Below are 18,515 nucleotides of genomic sequence, written 5' to 3'. Positions count from 1 at the left end.
TGAGCCACAAGGGCGCCGCAAGGCGCCCTTGTCGTATCCAGGAGGGCTCAGGCCTTGCGCTGGATCACTGCCTCGCAGCGGACCGGGAAGTTCACCGAGTTGGCGATGAAGCATTCGTGGTGGGCATCGTCATGCAGGCGCAGGGCCAGTTGCGTATCCGAATCCGAGCTCACGACGACCTGCGGGCGCAGCAGGGCATCGGTGAAGCGCCCCTTGTGCTCGGCATCTCCCTCGACCATGCGCCCCTCGGGGTGGTCGACGTACGCCAGGACCTGCACGCCGTTCACCGCGCACAGGTGCAGGTACCAGAGCTTGTGGCAGGCCGACAGGGAGGCCAGCAGCATGTCTTCGGGGTTCCAGCGGGCAGGATCGCCCCGAAACGCGGGGTCGGCCGAGCCGGAAAGTGTCGGCTTGCCCGGTGCCTGGACATCGAAGTCGCGTTGGTAGGTGGTGTAGCTGGCAGTGCCGGAGCCGGTGTTTCCGGTCCAGTTCACGGTGACGGCGTACTGATGTTCCTTCATGTATCCCCCGCTCGATTGTCTGGGAAGGCGCGAACTTGCCCGCATTCGGACTTTCCCTGTTCCATGGGCGAACTGCAACACCGCTTGAAGCCAAGACCGCGTTCTTGGGCACCGGCTTTGCCGGTGTTCGCCGGCAAAGCCGGCTCCTACAGGTTTAGCGCCACACGGCTCCGGCAATGACAATCCTGCGACAAGACTTCACTTAATATTTCGCAAATGCAGGTGTATCGTATTCGCCCTTCATCGCCGGCCCTGCCGGCAGGCTGATCGCGCAGAAACGAGGTACCCGCACCGATGTCCTTTTCCCGTCGACAAATGCTCAAGGGCCTGACCGGCCTCGTGGTGGTAGGCCTGGGCGCCGGAGGCGCGGCACGCTACTGGCTGGGCAAGGTCGAGGACGACAACGCCGGGCACGACTACGAACTGATCGCCGCGCCGCTGGATGTCGAGCTGGTGCCGGGCTTCAAGACCGAGGCCTGGGCCTTCGGCCCGTCGGCGCCGGGTACCGAGTTGCGTGTGCGGCAGGGAACCTGGCTGCGGGTGCGCTTCATCAACCACCTGCCGGTGGAAACCACCATCCACTGGCATGGCATCCGCCTGCCACTGGAAATGGACGGTGTGCCGTACGTCTCGCAGTTGCCGGTCAAGCCGGGCGAGTACTTCGACTACAAGTTCAAGGTGCCGGATGCCGGCAGCTATTGGTACCACCCGCACGTCAGCAGCTCCGAGGAGCTGGGCCGCGGCCTGGTCGGCCCGCTGATCGTCGAGGAGCGCGAGCCGACCGGCTTCAGGCACGAACGCACCCTGAGCCTGAAGAACTGGCATGTGGACGAGCAGGGCGCCTGGATGCCCTTCAGCGTACCTCGCGAGGCCGCGCGCAATGGTACGGCCGGGCGGCTGATCACCATCAACGGCCAGGCCGACTCGGTCACCGAATTACCGGCGGGGCAAGTGGTGCGGGTGCGCCTGCTGAACCTGGACAACACCTGGACCTACCGGCTCAACCTCAAGGGCAACTGCGAGGCGATGATCTACGCCCTCGACGGCAACCCGGTCACGCCGCGCCCGTTGGAGGACGAGTACTGGCTTGGCCCGGGCATGCGCATCTGCCTGGCCATCCGCATCCCTCAGGCGGGCGAAGAAATCTCCCTGCGCGATGGTTTCGTGCGCCTGGGTACCCTGCGTTCGGTGGCCAGCAGCGAGGCACCGGGCGATTGGCCGGAGGCCTTGCCGGCCAACCCGGTGGCCGAGCCGGACCTTGAGAACGCCGAGAAGCTCAACTTCAACTTCGAATGGGTCGGCAAGGTCTCGGTCAATACCGAGAATGGCAAGCCGCCGAGCCTGTGGCAGATAAACGGTCAGGCCTGGGACATCACCGACAAGACCTGTGCCGACCGGCCGATCGCCACGCTGCAGAAGGGCAAGAGCTACATCTTCGAACTGAAGAACATGACCCAGTACCAGCACCCGATCCACTTGCATGGCATGAGTTTCAAGGTGATCGCCTCGAATCGACGCAAGATCGTCGAGCCCTGGTTCACCGACACCTACCTGCTGGGCAAGAACGAGCGCGCCCAGGTGGCGCTGGTGGCGGATAACCCAGGCACCTGGATGTTCCACTGCCATGTCATCGACCACATGGAAACCGGCCTGATGGCCGCGATCACGGTAGTGTGATGCGACCGCAGATCATCGATCGCAGCCGCGACCAGGAATTCATGGGCCTGGCCCTCGAACTGGCGGCGCAAGGCGCGGCCCTGGGCGAGGTGCCGGTGGGGGCGGTGCTGGTGCAGCATGGCCAGGTGATCGGCCAGGGTTTCAACCGGCCGATCATCGACAGTGACCCCAGCGCACACGCCGAAATGGTGGCGATTCGCGCCGCGGCCAAGTCCGCCAGCAACTACCGGCTGCCGGGCAGCACCCTGTATGTGACGCTGGAGCCGTGCAGCATGTGCGCGGGGCTGATCGTCCATTCGCGGGTGGCGCGGGTGGTGTACGGGGCGCTGGAGCCCAAGGCGGGGATCGTGCAGAGCCAGGGGCAGTTCTTCAGCCAGGGGTTTCTCAACCATCGGGTGATGTTCGAGGGCGGGGTGCTGGCGCAGGAGTGCGGGGCAATCCTGAGCGAGTTCTTCAAGGCACGCCGGGCAAAGGGGTAGCGCCTCTGTAGGAGCGGCTTCAGCCGCGATGCAGGCAACGCGGTGTCTTACGGATGATCGCGGCTGAAGCCGCTCCTACAAGGCATCGACGCAGTTACATCTGCGGCGACTGCTCCGCCGGCTTGTCCTTGTTGACACCCGGCACGTGCAGGTTGCCCTCGGCCACCTGGCCCTCGAGCTGCGGTTGCGTCACCCAGGTGAGGATGTCGTAGTAGCGGCGGATGTTGGCCACGAAATGCACCGGCTCGCCACCACGGGCGTAGCCGTACTTCGTTTTGCTGTACCACTGCTTCTGCGACAGCCGTGGCAGCATTTTCTTCACGTCCAGCCACTTGTTCGGGTTCAGGCCTTCGCGCTTGGCCAGGGTGCGGGCGTCTTCCAGGTGGCCGCTGCCGACGTTGTAGGCGGCCAGGGCGAACCAGGTGCGGTCCGGCTCCTTGATGCTGTCATCGAGCTGCTCTTTTACCACCATGAAATACTTGGCGCCGCCCTGGATGCTCTGCTTGGGGTCGAGCCGGTTCGACACGCCCATGGCTTGCGCGGTGCGTTGAGTCAGCATCATCAGGCCGCGCACGCCGGTCTTGGAGGTGACCTCCGGCTGCCACATCGATTCCTGGTAGCCGATGGCGGCCAGCAGGCGCCAGTCGACCTGTTCTACCTTCGACGTGGCCTTGAAGTGTTTCTCGTACTTGGGCAGGCGCTGCTGAAGGTGCTGGGCGAAGGTATAGGCGCCGACGTAGCCAAGCACGTCGACATGCCCGTAGTAGCGGTCCTTCAGGCGCTGCAGGGTGCCGTTCTTCTGCGACTTGTCGAGAAACTCGTTGATCTCGTTGAGCAGGCTGTTGTCGTCGCCGGCCGCCACTGCCCAGCGCTGGTCGCGGGTGTCACCGAGGTCGAAGGCCACCCGCACGTTGGGGAAGTAGACCTGGTTCATCGCCAGCTCGTTGGAGTCGACCAGGGTCAGGTCGATCTGGCCTTCGTCGACCATGCGCAGCAGGTCGACCACTTCGACGGCGTCGGATTCTTCGTATTGCAGCCCGGGGTACTGTTTTTTCAGTTCGGCGAGCTGGTCGGCGTGGCTGCTGCCCTTGAGCACCATGATCTTCTTGCCCGCCAGGCCTTGTGCATTGGTGGGGCGGGAGCGGCCGTTGCGGTAGATAACCTGTGGCGTGACTTCCAGATACGGGTGGGAGAACCTGGCTTGGGCGGCGCGTCGCTCGCTGCTGACCAGGCCTGCGGCCGCCAGCACCGGGCCTGAGGGCTTGCCCAGCTGGTCGAACAGTTCGTCGAGGTTGTCGGCGGTCTCGATCTGCAGCTTCACGCCCAGGTCGTCGGCGAAGCGTTTGACCAGTTCGTATTCGAAACCGGTTTCGCCGTTGCGGTCCTGGAAGTAGGTGGCCGGGCTGTTGCGGGTTATCACGCGCAGCACGCCATCCTCCTTGACGCGCTCGAGGGTGCTGGGTTTTTCAACGCAGGCACCGAGCATCAGGAAGAGTCCGGTTGCGAAGAGCCATCGGGCGCAACGCTGGCGAAAAGCAGTGTGGGCGAACATAAGGTGCAGTATACGCAAACGGCCGGTTGCACCATATCTCGACAATATGTGGGTTGTCTGGTAGCGCGGCGATGTGCTCTGGTGGCCGCTGTTCGCCGGCAAGCCGGCTCGTGCAGGGTATCGAGGCGCAGGAGAGGAGGATTTTTCTGACCCCGAAGTCCGGTTCCACCGCCCGGCAGCATTGGGCTAGAGCGGGTGCCGAAAGCCTGAGAATTAGGCTAGAATGCACGGCCTCTAAGCACACCCCTTTCTGAGGCTGTCCCGACGATGTTGATCCTGCGCGGCGCTCCTGCCCTTTCTGCCTTTCGCCACGGTAAATTACTCGAGCAACTGAGCCAGAAAGTCCCCGCTGTTACTGGTTTGTATGCCGAATTCGCCCACTTCGCCGACGTTGACGGCGAGCTGACCGCCGACCAGCAGCAGGTGCTGGGCCGTCTGCTCAAGTACGGGCCGAGCGTGCCGGTGCAGGAGCCGACCGGCCGCCTGTTCCTGGTGGTGCCGCGCCTGGGCACCATCTCGCCCTGGGCGAGCAAGGCCAGTGACATCGCCCACAACTGCGGCCTGCAGTCGATCCAGCGCCTGGAGCGCGGCATCGCCTACTACGTCGCCGGCAGCCTCAGTGAAACCGACGCTCACGTCATCGCCGCCGAGCTGTACGACCGCATGACCCAGCGCGTGCTGGGCAAGCTGGAAGACGCCGCCGACCTGTTCAGCCACGCCCAGCCAAAACCGATGACCTCGGTGGACATCCTGGGCGGTGGCCGCGCGGCCCTGGCGCAAGCCAACATCGACCTGGGCCTGGCCCTGGCCGAAGACGAGATCGACTATCTGGTCAACGCTTTCCAGGGCCTCAAGCGCAACCCGAACGACATCGAACTGATGATGTTCGCCCAGGCCAACTCCGAGCACTGCCGCCACAAGATCTTCAACGCCAGCTGGGATATCGACGGCCAGGCGCAGGAAAAGAGCCTGTTCGGCATGATCAAGAACACCTACCAGATGCACAGCGAAGGCGTGCTGTCCGCGTACAAGGACAACGCCTCGGTCATCGTCGGTAGCGTTGCCGGGCGCTTCTTCCCGAACCCTGAGACCCGCCAGTACGGCGCGGTGCAGGAGCCGGTGCATATCCTGATGAAGGTCGAGACGCACAACCACCCGACCGCCATCGCCCCGTTCTCCGGCGCCTCCACCGGCTCCGGCGGCGAAATTCGCGACGAAGGCGCCACCGGTCGTGGCGCCAAGCCCAAGGCCGGCCTGACCGGCTTCACCGTCTCGAACCTGCGCATCCCCGGCTTCGAGCAGCCTTGGGAGAAGCCGTACGGCAAGCCCGAGCGCATCGTCGACGCCCTCGACATCATGATCGAAGGCCCACTGGGCGGCGCCGCGTTCAACAACGAATTTGGCCGCCCGGCCCTGACCGGCTACTTCCGCACCTTCGAGCAGGGCATCAACACCCCGCACGGTGAAGAAGTTCGCGGTTATCACAAGCCGATCATGCTCGCCGGTGGCATGGGCAACATCCGTGAAGACCATGTCCAGAAGGGCGAGATCACCGTCGGCGCGAAGCTGATCGTGCTCGGCGGCCCGGCCATGCTGATCGGCCTGGGTGGCGGCGCCGCCTCGTCGGTCGCCACGGGCGCCAGCTCCGCCGACCTGGACTTCGCTTCGGTACAGCGCGAGAACCCGGAAATGGAACGCCGCTGCCAGGAGGTCATCGACCGCTGCTGGCAGTTGGGCGACAAGAACCCGATCGCCTTCATCCACGACGTCGGCGCCGGTGGTATCTCCAACGCCTTCCCCGAGCTGGTCAACGACGGTGGCCGTGGCGGTCGCTTCGAACTGCGCAACGTGCCCAACGACGAGCCGGGCATGGCCCCGCACGAAATCTGGAGCAACGAATCGCAGGAGCGCTACGTGCTCGCAGTCAGCGCTGAAGACTTCGAGCGCTTCCAGGCCATCTGCGAGCGCGAGCGCTGCCCGTTCGCGGTCGTGGGCGAGGCCACCGAAGAGAAGCACCTGACTGTCACCGACAGCCACTTCGACAACACCCCGGTGGACATGCCACTGGACGTGCTGCTGGGCAAGCCGCCGCGCATGCACCGTTCGGTCACCCGCGAAGCGGAACTGGGCGATGAATTCGACCCAAGCACCCTGGAACTCAAGGACTCGGTCGAGCGCGTCCTGCGTCACCCGGCCGTGGCCAGCAAGAGTTTCCTGATCACCATCGGCGACCGCACCATCACCGGCCTCGTGGCCCGCGACCAGATGGTCGGCCCGTGGCAGGTACCGGTGGCCGACTGCGCCGTCACCGCCACCAGCTTCGACGTCTACACCGGTGAAGCCATGGCCATGGGCGAGCGCACGCCGCTGGCCCTGCTCGACGCGCCGGCCTCCGGGCGCATGGCGATCGGCGAAACCCTGACCAACCTGGCCGCCTCGCGCATCGACAAGTTGTCCGATATCAAGCTGTCGGCCAACTGGATGTCCGCCGCCGGTCACCCGGGTGAAGACGCCCGCCTGTACGACACCGTCAAGGCCGTCGGCATGGAACTGTGCCCTGAGCTGGGCATCACCATCCCGGTCGGTAAAGACTCGATGTCGATGAAAACCAAGTGGAGTGAAGCGGGCGTCGAGAAGAGCGTCACCTCGCCGATGTCGCTGATCATCACCGGCTTCGCCCCGGTCACCGACATTCGCAAGACCCTGACCCCGCAGCTGCGCATGGACAAAGGCGAAACCGACCTGATCCTGATCGACCTGGGCCGTGGCCAGAACCGTATGGGCGCCTCGATCCTCGCCCAGACCCACGGCAAGCTGGCGGCCCAGGCGCCGGACGTCGACGACGCCGAAGACCTCAAGGCGTTCTTCGCCGTGATCCAGGGCCTGAACGCCGACGGCCACCTGCTGGCCTACCACGACCGTTCCGACGGCGGCCTGATGACCACCGTGCTGGAAATGGCCTTTGCCGGCCACTGCGGCCTGGAGCTGGAACTGAACACCCTGACCAGCAAGCGCGAAAAGATTGCTGCCATCCTCTTCAACGAAGAGCTGGGTGCGGTGATCCAGGTGCGTCAGGACGCCACTCCAGACGTACTGGCGCAGTTCAGCGCCGCGGGCTTGGGCGAGGATTGCGTCGCGGTGATCGGCCAGCCGATCAACAACGGTGAAGTGCTGGTCAAGTTCGAAGGCGAAGAACTGTTCAAGGGCGACCGTCGCCTGCTGCAGCGCCAGTGGGCCGAGACCAGCTACCAGGTCCAGCGCCTGCGCGACAACGCCGACTGCGCCGACCAGGAATTCGACGCGCTGTTGGAAGAAGACAACCCAGGCCTGTCGGTCAAGCTCGGCTACGACGTCAACGAAGACGTTGCCGCGCCGTACATCAAGAAGGGTGTGCGCCCGCAAGTGGCGATCCTGCGCGAGCAGGGTGTCAACGGCCAGGTCGAGATGGCTGCCGCCTTCGACCGCGCAGGCTTTGCTGCGGTCGATGTGCACATGAGCGATATCCTGTCTGGCCGTGTCGACTTCGAAGCGTTCAAGGGCCTGGTGGCCTGCGGCGGCTTCTCCTACGGCGACGTGCTGGGTGCCGGCGAAGGCTGGGCCAAGTCGGCGCTGTTCAACGCCCGTGCCCGCGACACCTTCCAGGCCTTCTTCGAGCGAACCGACAGCTTCGCCCTGGGCGTGTGCAACGGTTGCCAGATGATGTCCAACCTGCATGAGCTGATCCCGGGCACCGAGTACTGGCCGCACTTCGTGCGCAACCGCTCGGAGCAGTTCGAGGCGCGCGTGGCCATGGTCGAGGTACAGAAGTCCAACTCGATCTTCCTGCAGGGCATGGCCGGTTCGCGCATGCCGATCGCCATCGCCCACGGCGAAGGCCATGCCGAGTTCGCCAGCGAGGAAGCGTTGCTGCAAGCCGACCTGTCCGGTTGCGTGGCCCTGCGCTACGTCGACAACCACGGCAAGGTCACCGAACAGTACCCAGCCAACCCCAACGGCTCGCCGCGTGGCATCACCGGCCTGACCAGCCGCGACGGCCGCGTGACCATCATGATGCCGCACCCTGAGCGCATGTTCCGCGCGGTGCAGAACTCCTGGCGCCCGGACGAGTGGCAGGAAGACGCGGCCCTGATGCGCATGTTCCGCAATGCGCGGGTGTGGGTGAACTAAGGGGTGTACAAGCTCGCCTTCTTCGTCCCCGACAGCCATGTCGAAGTGGTCAAGGCCGCTGTGTTCGCCGCCGGCGGCGGACGCATCGGCGACTACGACCACTGCGCCTGGCAGACCCTTGGCCAGGGCCAGTTCCGCCCGTTGCACGGCAGCCAGCCGTACCTCGGGCAGGCCGGCCAGGTCGAGGTGGTCGAGGAGTGGAAGGTGGAGCTGGTGGTGGCCGATGAGCTGATCGCTCAGGTCATTGCCGCGCTCAAGCACAGCCATCCCTATGAAACACCGGCCTACGAGGTCTGGCAGTTGTTGGGCATTTGAAGATTCGGTGGGTCAGTTGCACGAAGAAAGTGGGCATTATTAGCCTAATGCCTGGCAGTTAGCGCTTCATCGCACTTATTGGGGCTGCTTTGCAGCCCTTCGCGGGTAAACCCGCTCCTACAAGTACAGCGCTCGATTCAGCGTTTGCGCGATCCTGTAGGAGCGGGTTTACCCGCGAAGGGTCGCGGAGCGACCCCAATTGGCTTAACTGACGGTTTTTATTGTTCAGGCAACAGTACTGTCAGAACAGAGGGAACGTATTGCGGAAGCTCTCATTGAGCTTGATCAGCTGGAAGTTCGGATTTTCGCTCAGCGCTTTGACCTTCTGACTGGACTGCTCCATCTCTTGCTTTCGGTGCCTTTCGAAGTAGCTGGCCGATTTACCGTCTTCGATAGCCTGAGCATTGGTGGCGCTCCAGGCGGCAACGATATCGTCCTGCCATTCGCTGTCATTGGGATGGAGGAGGAAACTGGAAGCAAGCTCCTGCAGCTCGATCCAATCGATGGACTCCGTTTCATCCTTGTCCCAGATCGCTCGCATCTTCAGCCCGACCTCATAAACCGCCCTCTGGGCAAGCCGTGCCGCCAGCGCATGGAAGGGATGATCGTCATGGTCCTTGGCCAGCTGGGTGTGGGTAGGATCGACGCCGGGCTCGGTGTTGGGGTCGCCGAGTGCCGTCTGGTGGTCATGTACCAGTTCACCAATGAGCACCAGTGCTTTCTGCAAGTAGGCATTCATTATCTGGCTGACCAGCCTGTCTGGCTTGCCGATGGCCCATAGCAATCTCGAACAGAACCTGACGAGTGGGTTGCTACGTATACCGTCACGGATCGCCAGCAGGGTGTTCAGTGCATAGTACCAGCGCCGATCCTCCAACTCGGACAGTACCAGCAGTAACGCCTTGTCTGTTCGCGCGCGGTAACCGGGTTGCCGTTTATCTTTCGGGTCTTGCGTGGAGAACAGTATCTTGCCAAGGGGTTCGATGACACTGGCGATCACATCCAGGCTGCTGAAAAGTCCGGTGACAACCGGCAAGCCATGACGGTACTTGTCATTCGGCGTTGTCCATGGCAACACCTCGTGGCCTTGCTTGATCAGGCTGAGTTCAACGAAGTTGGAGTGGGCAAAGTAGTCCTCCAGCACATGCAGGGCCTCACCGAAGCAACGCATGCCAGCAGGGGTCTTGCCTTGGGTTGCCGCCTCGAACAGTTTATGGCGCATGTAGCTTTCGGCGTAATCGATGTGGTGTTTTTTCGAGGTATACGGGTTTACCTGGGTTTTTGGATCGCCGGGCCTTACCAACGCTTCGAAGTCTTCGTCGATTGTTCGCGGGTCCACAGCGGCTTCGTCGAGGTTGGTGGGGTTATCGATATGTTCGGATGGTCGGTATACGCCCAGCATCTCCTTGGTCACACGGTAGGCTTCGCGATCTTCATCGGTTTCTTGCAGGCTGATGAATTCTTCGTGGGCAAAGATATCAATGATCTGCGCGAGGATTTCCCTGGGCAACTGCCAGGGCTGGTCTTGGCTTGCGCCCGCCGGACGTACGATCTTGGGGTCGACGATCTGCGAGTGGTCCCGTAGCCAATTACCGAAGTAGATCGCCTTGCATTCACGTTCGCTGAAACCGGCATCCTTGAGAATATGCTCGATGGACTCGTGGGCGAAGGAGTGTTCCGAACCGTTACCTGTGCCAGCGCCGAATCGAGGTTGGATGACCAGGCTGCCGGGCTCCTGTGGCAGGAGGTCCTCAAGGTCCGGTGCGGCGCTGAAATCCAGCAGCAGGGGTGATGTTTCTTCAGCGTTGGTGTAATAGCCGAAGACTGTCCCTGTCTCAGTGTTACTGTCGAACAGGGCCAGCATCGCAGCGTAGTTATGGCCGACTTCTTCGGCTTCGAGCAACTCTGGCATTGGCTCCTGGGCATCGAGCTCGGAGGCGAACAAGGCATGCAGGTGACGGCCGAACGCGCCTAGCATCGCGATCAGCAGATGGGGGGCGGTGGTTTGGTCTTCCAGGGCTTGCTCGATAGCGCTGATGTCGACACTGATGGTGCGGGTGTCGCTGTCGTAGCTGGCGATGCGCTCGGCGTTGGCGTCGACGCGGTGCTCCGGGTTTTCAACCTCGCCCGAGAGCAGGGCATCGCGAAACTTGGTGAAGAGTGCCGCAGGGACTTCATAGCCGAAGATCGGCATGAACATCAGTACAAATTCCAGCTCGCCGGTGGTGCGTGCAATTCCGGTCAATTGGTCCAGGGCAAAGGTGCTGTTCAGTTCGCTCATGGTGGCGTCCTCATCAATGGTTGTGAGGGCCACAGTGCTGTTCGGCGGGCGGTATACGAATATGGAACAACTACCCTACAGTGGTTTCAGCCTGGTCCTTCTGCGGGAGCGCTTGTTTCTTGCGAGTTATTGCGGGGTTTTCCTACACGCAGTGTGAGGGGCAAAACCGCTGACGGCTGTGCCCCTGCATGACCCGTCAGTTGTCCAGTGCCCGGCTCAGCGACGCTGCCCGAGCGCCCAGCAGCAAATGCCAAACGCCATTCGGCTGTGGGCTGATGCCTAGGCAACCCAGGCTCATCAACCGTGAGGCGTCGACGCGCTGCTGATCCTTGAGCTCAATGCGCACCCGGCTTAGCGCCACGCACTGCGCTTTGAGCAGGTTTTCCCGGCCGCCTAATGCTTGCAACCATTGTGCTGCGTCTACCGTCTGCAGGAGGGGAGCCGGCACGTCCGCACCGAGTGGGTTGGCACTTGGGGCAAGCGGCAATTCGGCACGAATCTCATCCGCCAGCGCATCAGCCATTGGCCCTACCACCACCTGCAGGCTGCCCCCGCTGCCGGGGCGTACCACGGCCAGGGCGCCAAGGGCTTTCAAGGCCTGGTCGTTGGCCAGGGCGCGGTCGGCCAACACCAGGCGCAGGCGCGTGGTGCAGGCATCGACACCTTGCAGGTTGGCCGCCCCGCCCAAGGCATCGATGTAGCGGCGCCCTCGGGCGGCATCGGCGCTGCTGCCGTGCTGCGTGGCCGGCTGTTCTTCGCGGCCCGGGGTTTTCAGGTCGAAGCGGCGGATGCAGAAGTCGAACACGAAGTAGTACAGCAGCGCGTATGCCAGGCCCAGCGGGAACACCAGCCAGCCGTTGCTGGAGCGGCCCCAGCCCAGGGCCATGTCGATGGCGCCGCCGGAGAAGGTGAAGCCCAGGCGGATGCCCAGCAGGTCACAGAGGGCCATGGACAAACCGGTCAACACGGCATGGATCAGGTACAGCAGGGGTGCAAGGAACATGAAGGCGAACTCGATCGGCTCGGTCACCCCGGTCAGCGCCGAGGTCAACGCCATCGACAGCAACACCCCGCCGATCAGCTTGCGCCGCGCCGGCAGGGCATGGCGGTACATGGCCAGGCAGGCGGCTGGCAGGCCGAAGATCATCACCGGGAACATACCGGCCATGAACTGCCCGGCATGCGGGTCGCCGGCGAAGAAACGCGCCAGGTCGCCCGTGACTACTTGCCCGCTGGCCGCCTGGAAGCTGCCGAAGACGAACCACACCAGGTTGTTGAGGATATGGTGCAGGCCAGTGATGATCAGCAGCCGGTTGAGCACGCCGAAGAAGAACGCCCCGATGCTGCCGCTCTCCAGCATCAGCTGGCCGAGGTTGTTGATGCCGTGCTGGATAGGCGGCCAGATCAAGCCGAACAATAGCCCGAGGAACACCGCCGACACCCCGGTGGCGATGGGCACGAAGCGCCGGCCGCCAAAGAATGCCAGGTAGTCCGGCAGCTGGATATCCTTGAAGCGGTTGTACAGGCCACCACCGAGCAAGCCGCAGAGAATACCCGCCAGCATGCCCATGTCGATCTTGGGATCGATCACTTTCAGCGTCGCCACCAGCACCAGGTAGCCGATGGCGCCGGCAAGGCCGGCGGTGCCGTTGTTGTCACGGGCAAAGCCCACGGCGATGCCGACGGCGAAGATCAGCGCCAGGTTGGCGAAGATCGCCTGGCCCGCGTCATGCACCAGGGCGATGTCGAGCAGGTCAGTGTCGCCCAGGCGCAGCAGAAGGCCGGCGATGGGCAGGATGGCGATGGGCAGCATCAAGGCGCGGCCGAGCCGTTGCAGGCCCTGGATGAAGTGCTGGTACATGGTGCGCTCCAATTATTGTTGCAGGGCCACGGGGGCCGTGTGTTGGGCATGGGGCTGGGTGCTGAAGTCCCGGCAGGCCTGGCGTACCGCGCTGGCGCTGGCCAGGGCCAGCAGGCCCTGGCTGAAGCGTCGGCATTCTTTGGTGTCGAGCTGGCGGACGATGGCCTTGATCTCGCCGATCTGCGGGGCGCTGACCGACAACTCGGCCACGCCCAGCCCCACCAGCACGGGCGTGGCCAGCGGGTCGGAGGCCAATGCGCCGCACACGCCCACCCAGCGACCGTGTTTGGCCGCGCCCTGGCAAGTCAGGTCGATCAGGCGCAGCAGCGCCGGGTGCAGGGCGTCGACACGGGCTGCCAGGCCGGCATGGTCGCGGTCCATGGCCAGGGTGTACTGCGACAGGTCGTTGGTGCCGATGGAGAAGAAGTCGGCGTGCTCGGCCAGGCGCTCGGCCAGCAGGGCCGCGGCCGGCACTTCGATCATCACCCCCAGCTCGGCGCGCTCGATCACACCCAGTTCGGTGGCAAGTCGGTCGAGGCGCTGGCGGATGGCGACCAGTTCGTCGACCTCGGTGACCATGGGCAGCATGATCCGGCAGCGCCGTTGCGGGCTCACCTGGAGCAGGGCGCGCAGTTGCTCGTCGAGCAGTTCCGGGCGTACCTGGCCGAGGCGTATGCCGCGCAAGCCGAGCACCGGGTTGGCCTCGATCGGCAGTGGCAGGTAGTCGAGCTGCTTGTCGCCGCCCACATCGATGGTGCGGATGATCACCGGGCGTTCGGCCATGGCGTCGAGCACGGCTTGATAAGCGCTGTGCTGTTCGGTCTGGTCGGGGGCGGTGTGGCGGTCGACGAAGAGGAATTCGCTGCGCAGCAGGCCGATGCCGTCGGCGCCCAGGGCCAGGGCCTGGGCGGCTTCGTCGGCGCTGGCAACGTTGGCGGCGACTTCGATCAGGCGGCCATCACGGGTGCGCGCGCTGTCGTGGGCGGCGGCCTGCTGGCGCTGGCGCTGTTCGCGGCGCTGCTGGCAGTGCTGGCGCACTTCGGCCAGGCGTGGAGCATCGGCGCGGGTTTCCAGACGGCCGTTGTCGGCATCGAGTACCAGGGTGGTGCCGGGTGCCAGCTCCAGCAGCGTTTCGCCGAGCGCGACCAGGCATGGCAGGCCGCGGGCGCGGGCCAGGATGGCGACGTGGGAAGTGGCGCCGCCGGCGGCCATGCACAGGCCGGCGACATCGTGGCGGGCCAGCAGCAGCAGGTCCGATGGCGTGAGCTCATGGGCGACGACAACGGCCGACGGGGGCAGGCGCAGCTCGCGGGTTTCCCCGAGCAGGGCGCGCAGCACGCGTTGCTGCAGGTCGTGCAGGTCGTTGGCGCGCTCGGCCAGCAGCGGGTTGCCGAGGCCGCGCAGGACCTGGCACTGGGCATCGATGGCGCGGCTCCAGGCATGGCTGGCGGCCACGCCGTCGTCGATGTGCTGGCGCGCGGCATCGAGCAAGGCCGGATCGTCGAGCAGGGCCAGGTGCGCCTCGAGAATGGCGGCGGCGTCTTCCTGGCCACGGGGCAGGTGGCGCCAGTCGCGGTCGATGGCGGTGCGCACCTCGGCCAGCGCGTCCTTCAAGGCCTGGTGTTGTTCGTCAGGGACATTGTTGCCGCTGTCGGCTGGCAGGCTGATGCCATCCAGGCGCGCCAGCGGGCCGAGGGCCAGGCCGGGCGACGCCGTGACGCCTGCCAGCACACCGGGCTCGGTACTGGCCGGTGCGTGGGCGATCATTGGCGCGGGTGCGTGTCGTTCGCCGGCCGTGGGTGTGCGCAGCGCCTGGAGCACGGCCTGCAAGGCGGCGGCGGCATCCGGGCCGGTGCAGCGCACTTCGACCTCGTCGCCTTCACCGACCCCCAGCCCCATGACGGCGACCAGGCTGTCGAGGCTGGCGTGGCGGTCCTGGAAGTGCAGTTCCACGCGGCTCCGGAAGCCCTGGGCGGTCTGGCGCAGCAACGCTGCGGGGCGCGCATGCAGGCCGCCCTGGTGGGCCACCTTGGCACGGCCGTTGGCCTGTTCGTTGGCGGTTGCGGTATCGAGCATTGCCAGCTGGGGCTTGCCGCTCACCGCCAGCAGTGGCGCGCCCAGTTCGCTGGAGCGGGTGTCGAGCGCTTCCAGTGTGAAGTCCTGGCCGTTGCCGACCAGCATCACGGTGACCAGGCTGGTGCAGTGCTGGGCCACCAGGTCCAGGTCGAAGCGGATCAGCGGTTGGCCCTGTTCGACCCGTGCGCCGAGCGCGACCAGGGGCTCGAAGCCACGCCCCAGCAGTTGCACGGTGTCCACACCGATGTGCAGGAGGATCTCCGCGCCATTGGCGGCGCGCAGGGTGAGGGCGTGACCGGTGCGCGCCAGGTGCACCACCTCACCCGCGCAGGGTGCGTGCAGGCAGTCGTTGAGCGGGTCGATGGCGACGCCGTCGCCGAGGGTGCCACTGGCGAACACCGGGTCGGGGACCTGGTCCAGGGCCACCTGCGGGCCGGCAAGCGGGGCATGGAGGGTGATCTTGTTATTGTTGGACATGCGCGGTTCCTCGCGGCGTCATTGCGTACACGTCACTTTGCTCAGGTGGCGCGGCTGGTCGGGGTCCAGGCCACGGGCTTCGGCGAGCCCGGCGGCCATGATGTAGAAGCTCTGGATCGCCAGCAGCGGGTCGAGCGCGGGGTGTTCGGCGCAGCCCAGGGTCAGGTCGCGGTCGGCGATGTCGTTCGGCGCTGCCAGCAACACCTGCGCGCCGCGTCGGCGCATGTCGGCGGCCAGTTGCAGCAGCCCGGCCTGTTCGACACCCCGGGGGGCGAACACCAATAGCGGGTAGTGGGCGTCGATCAGGGCCATCGGCCCGTGGCGCACTTCGGCGCTGCTGAAGGCCTCGGCCTGGATCACCGAGGTTTCCTTGAACTTGAGCGCGGCTTCCTGGGCGATGGCGAAGCCTGCGCCACGGCCGATCACCATCAGCCGCTCGCTGCCTTGCAGGCCGTCGATGGCCGCGCTCCAGTCCAGGTTCGCGGCCTGGCGCAGTTGCTCGGGCAGGGCTTGGCAGGCTTGCAGCAGGGCCTGGTCCTGGCCCCAGTGGGCAACCAGCTGTGCGCTGGCACTGAGCGTGGCGACGAAGCTCTTGGTCGCGGCAACCGACAGTTCAGGCCCCGCGCCCAGCGGCAGGTGGTGCTGGCAGGCATGTTCCAGCGGCGAGCCTTCGGCGTTGACCAGCGCTACCGTGGTTGCCCCGTGCTGGCCCAGGCGGCGCAGGCTCTCGACCAGGTCCGGGCTTTGCCCCGACTGGGAGAAACCCAGTGCCACCTGGCCACGCACACGTAGCGGCGCCTGCTGCAAGGTGACCACCGACATCGGCAGCGAGGCCACCGGCAACCCCAGTTGCTGCATGGCGATGTAGGCGAAGTAACTGGCGGCGTGGTCGGAGCTGCCCCGGGCCACGGTCAGCGCCACGTGCGGGTCGAGCCGGCGCAGGTGTTCGGCCAGCGTGTCCAGGCGCGGGGCCAGCGCGCCCAGCTGGCGTTCCACTACGTTGGCGCAGGCGCGCGCCTCTTCGAGCATCCTTGAACTCATGCTTGTTCTCCTTCGATCATCACGGCGGTCAGGTTCAGTTGGCGGTCGAGTTGCACCGCGTCGGCCCAGGTGCCCGGCTGCAGGCGGCCTCGGTCGGTGATGCCGAGGTAATCGGCGGGGAAGCGCGACAGACGGTCGGAGGCCTCGCTCAGGGGCAGGCCGATCTTCACCAGGTTGCGCAGGGCCTGGTCCATGGTCAGGGTGCTGCCGGCCAGGGTGCCGTCGGGCAGGCGTACACCGCCCAGGCACTTGGTCACGGTGTGGCTGCCCAGGCGGTATTCGCCGTCGGGCATGCCGGCGGCGGCGGTAGAGTCGGTCACGCAGTACAGGCACGGGATCGCGCGCAGGGCCACTTTCATGGCGCCGGGGTGCACGTGCAGCAGGTCGGGGATCAGCTCGGCGTAGCGGGCGTGGGCCAGGGCGGCGCCGACGATGCCCGGCTCGCGGTGGTGCAGCGGGCTCATGGCGTTGTACAGGTGGGTGAAGCTGCTGGCCCCGGCCTCCAGGGCGGCGACGCCCTCTTCGTAGCTGCCCAGGGTGTGGCCGAGCTGCAGGCGGATGCCACGTGCGCTCAGCGCCTGGATCAGCGGCAGGTGGCCGGCGACTTCCGGCGCGATGGTGATGACCTTGATCGGCGCCAGCGCCAGGTACTGTTCGACCTCGTCGAGCAGGGCCTGGTGGGCGAAGTTCGGTTGCGCGCCGAGCTTGCCGGGGTTGATGTACGGCCCTTCGAGGTGCACACCCAGGATGCGCGCGCCCTGGCGGGGTTGCGTGAGGTGTTCGCCGAGCTCGGCCAGCACGCTCGCCAGTTCCTCGCGAGGGGCGGTCATGGTGGTGGCCAGCAGCGAGGTGGTGCCGAAACGCTGGTGGGTGCGGGCGATGGTGGCGAACGCCTCGCCGCCCTGCATGATGTCGCTGCCGCCACCGCCGTGTACGTGCAGGTCGATGAAACCGGGCAGCAGGTAGGGCAGGTCGTTGTCCCGCGGGTCGCACGGGGTGCCTTCGATGGCCTGGATGCGCCCGTCGCGCAGGTGCAGGTGGCCACGCACCCAGCCGTCGGGGGTGAGGATATTGGCAATGTCCATGGGGGCTCCGGTCAGCGCCGCAGTTCGGCGACGAAGTCGTAGTAGTCGTTGCGGCAGTAGGTGTCGGTCAGCTCGATGGGGGTGTTGTCGTCGAGGTAACCGATACGGGTCATCAGCAACATGGCGGTACCGGGCGCGATGCCGACCTGGGCGGCCAGCTCGTCGCTGGCGTTGATCGCGCGGATGTGCTGCAGGGCCCGGACCACCGGGCGGCCGAGTCGGTCGAGATGCTGGTAAAGCGAGTCGCCGATGGCCTGGGGGTCGCCCAGCAAGCGGGCGGGCAAGGTGCTGACCTCCACCGCCATGACGATATCGTCGGCCTTGCGCAGGCGCTTGAGGCGCGCGACTTGGTCGGTGGGCGACAGGCTCAGGCGGATCAGTTCGTCGCTGCTTGGGCTGCCGATGCTGCGTTCCAGCCACAGGGAGCTGGGCGCGAAGCCTTTCATGCGCAGCATCTCGCTGAAGCTCGACAGGCGCGACAGGGGTTGTTCCAGGCGCGGAGTGATGAAGGTGCCGGAGCCCTGGATGCGGCGGATCAGGCCTTGTTCGAGCAGCACTTCGAGGGCCTTGCGCGCGGTGACGCGGGAAATATCGAGGGTTTCGCTGAGGGTGCGCTCGGAGGGCAGGGCCTGGTCGGCGCTCCACTGGCCGGCGTGGATGGCCTGTTCGAGGTTGCGCGCCAGCTGCAGGTAGAGCGGGGTGGCGGCGCTGTCGTCGGGGCGCAGGGCGGTGAGAGGGCGCATGACGGAGGTGTCCGGTATTGTTGTGGGGTGAAAGTTAATACCACTTCAATACCAGGTCAATACCACTGGTCTGCTGGTGGACGTCGGCGCAGAGGTGGCGTCCATGAGACCGGGCGCCGCCTGCGCGGCGCATCGCGGATGAATCCGCTCCTACACAGGTTTGTTTCGGGCCATGCGTCAGGCAGGCAACCATGGCCCGGTAGGAGCGGATTCATCCGCGATGCGCCGCGCAGGCGGCGC

At 65.4% G+C, this 18,515-nt stretch carries 12 protein-coding genes; 4 read left to right on the top strand and 8 right to left on the bottom strand.

Translation table 11 applies throughout. The features are described from left to right. Nucleotides 1–47: 47 nt before the first annotated feature. The gene (locus P5705_RS02230) at nt 48–521 is read right to left on the bottom strand and encodes an OsmC family protein (protein WP_277459383.1); all 474 of its coding nucleotides are present in this window, start codon (nt 519–521) and stop codon (nt 48–50) included. A 294-nt stretch (nt 522–815) separates the two neighbouring features. On the opposite strand from P5705_RS02230, the gene P5705_RS02225 reads away from it, so the two are divergent. Next, the gene (locus P5705_RS02225) at nt 816–2,198 is read left to right on the top strand and encodes a multicopper oxidase family protein (protein ID WP_277459382.1); all 1,383 of its coding nucleotides are present in this window, start codon (nt 816–818) and stop codon (nt 2,196–2,198) included. Further along, entirely contained in the window at nt 2,198–2,677 is a 480-nt protein-coding gene (gene tadA / locus P5705_RS02220; protein ID WP_277459381.1) for a tRNA adenosine(34) deaminase TadA, read from the top strand. The genes P5705_RS02225 and tadA overlap by 1 nt, the downstream gene beginning before the upstream one ends. A gap of 94 nt (nt 2,678–2,771) precedes the next feature. Here tadA and mltF read toward each other — a convergent pair whose 3' ends face one another. Then, nucleotides 2,772–4,229: a membrane-bound lytic murein transglycosylase MltF gene (mltF, locus tag P5705_RS02215; protein ID WP_277459460.1), complete on the bottom strand. Its 1,458-nt coding sequence runs from the start codon at nt 4,227–4,229 to the stop codon at nt 2,772–2,774. A gap of 267 nt (nt 4,230–4,496) precedes the next feature. On the opposite strand from mltF, the gene purL reads away from it, so the two are divergent. Both purL and P5705_RS02205 read left to right on the top strand, forming a co-directional pair. After that, nucleotides 4,497–8,396: a phosphoribosylformylglycinamidine synthase gene (gene purL, locus P5705_RS02210; RefSeq protein WP_277459380.1), complete on the top strand. Its 3,900-nt coding sequence runs from the start codon at nt 4,497–4,499 to the stop codon at nt 8,394–8,396. 3 nt (nt 8,397–8,399) lie between these two features. Next, nucleotides 8,400–8,711, top strand: a complete 312-nt coding sequence (locus P5705_RS02205; RefSeq protein WP_277459379.1) for an NGG1p interacting factor NIF3 — start codon at nt 8,400–8,402, stop codon at nt 8,709–8,711. Between the two features lie 241 nt (nt 8,712–8,952). On the opposite strand, the gene P5705_RS02200 is transcribed toward P5705_RS02205, so the two are convergent. The 6 genes from P5705_RS02200 to P5705_RS02175 all read right to left on the bottom strand — a co-directional run bounded on the left by P5705_RS02200 (nt 8,953) and on the right by P5705_RS02175 (nt 18,275). Continuing rightward, nucleotides 8,953–10,992, bottom strand: a complete 2,040-nt coding sequence (locus P5705_RS02200) for an HET-C-related protein (RefSeq protein ID WP_277459378.1) — start codon at nt 10,990–10,992, stop codon at nt 8,953–8,955. A 196-nt stretch (nt 10,993–11,188) separates the two neighbouring features. Further along, on the bottom strand, nt 11,189–12,853 hold the full coding sequence (gene nagE / locus P5705_RS02195) for an N-acetylglucosamine-specific PTS transporter subunit IIBC (RefSeq protein ID WP_277459377.1): 1,665 nt from the start codon (nt 12,851–12,853) through the stop codon (nt 11,189–11,191). A 12-nt stretch (nt 12,854–12,865) separates the two neighbouring features. Next, nucleotides 12,866–15,406: a phosphoenolpyruvate--protein phosphotransferase gene (ptsP, locus tag P5705_RS02190; protein ID WP_277459376.1), complete on the bottom strand. Its 2,541-nt coding sequence runs from the start codon at nt 15,404–15,406 to the stop codon at nt 12,866–12,868. Nucleotides 15,407–15,424: 18 nt separating this feature from the next. Further along, on the bottom strand, nt 15,425–16,447 hold the full coding sequence (locus P5705_RS02185; protein WP_277459375.1) for an SIS domain-containing protein: 1,023 nt from the start codon (nt 16,445–16,447) through the stop codon (nt 15,425–15,427). Beyond that, entirely contained in the window at nt 16,444–17,532 is a 1,089-nt protein-coding gene (gene nagA, locus P5705_RS02180; RefSeq protein WP_277459374.1) for an N-acetylglucosamine-6-phosphate deacetylase, read from the bottom strand. Before nagA ends, P5705_RS02185 begins: the two co-directional genes overlap by 4 nt. An 11-nt stretch (nt 17,533–17,543) precedes the next feature. After that, the gene (locus tag P5705_RS02175) at nt 17,544–18,275 is read right to left on the bottom strand and encodes a GntR family transcriptional regulator (RefSeq protein WP_277459373.1); all 732 of its coding nucleotides are present in this window, start codon (nt 18,273–18,275) and stop codon (nt 17,544–17,546) included. Between the last annotated feature and the right edge of the window lie 240 nt (nt 18,276–18,515).

The organism is Pseudomonas entomophila (assembly GCF_029478665.1).
Taxonomy (GTDB): domain Bacteria; phylum Pseudomonadota; class Gammaproteobacteria; order Pseudomonadales; family Pseudomonadaceae; genus Aquipseudomonas; species Aquipseudomonas entomophila_F.
This window is presented reverse-complemented; position numbering and strand designations above follow the sequence as displayed.

Coding starts and splice junctions, on each gene's coding strand:
- ptsP (WP_277459376.1), bottom strand. CDS start 15,406: ATGTCCAACAATAACAAGATCACCCTCCATGCCCCGCTTGCCGGCCCG.
- P5705_RS02225 (WP_277459382.1), top strand. CDS start 816: ATGTCCTTTTCCCGTCGACAAATGCTCAAGGGCCTGACCGGCCTCGTG.
- purL (WP_277459380.1), top strand. CDS start 4,497: ATGTTGATCCTGCGCGGCGCTCCTGCCCTTTCTGCCTTTCGCCACGGT.
- nagE (WP_277459377.1), bottom strand. CDS start 12,853: ATGTACCAGCACTTCATCCAGGGCCTGCAACGGCTCGGCCGCGCCTTG.
- mltF (WP_277459460.1), bottom strand. CDS start 4,229: ATGTTCGCCCACACTGCTTTTCGCCAGCGTTGCGCCCGATGGCTCTTC.
- tadA (WP_277459381.1), top strand. CDS start 2,198: ATGCGACCGCAGATCATCGATCGCAGCCGCGACCAGGAATTCATGGGC.
- P5705_RS02185 (WP_277459375.1), bottom strand. CDS start 16,447: ATGAGTTCAAGGATGCTCGAAGAGGCGCGCGCCTGCGCCAACGTAGTG.
- P5705_RS02175 (WP_277459373.1), bottom strand. CDS start 18,275: ATGCGCCCTCTCACCGCCCTGCGCCCCGACGACAGCGCCGCCACCCCG.
- P5705_RS02230 (WP_277459383.1), bottom strand. CDS start 521: ATGAAGGAACATCAGTACGCCGTCACCGTGAACTGGACCGGAAACACC.
- nagA (WP_277459374.1), bottom strand. CDS start 17,532: ATGGACATTGCCAATATCCTCACCCCCGACGGCTGGGTGCGTGGCCAC.
- P5705_RS02200 (WP_277459378.1), bottom strand. CDS start 10,992: ATGAGCGAACTGAACAGCACCTTTGCCCTGGACCAATTGACCGGAATT.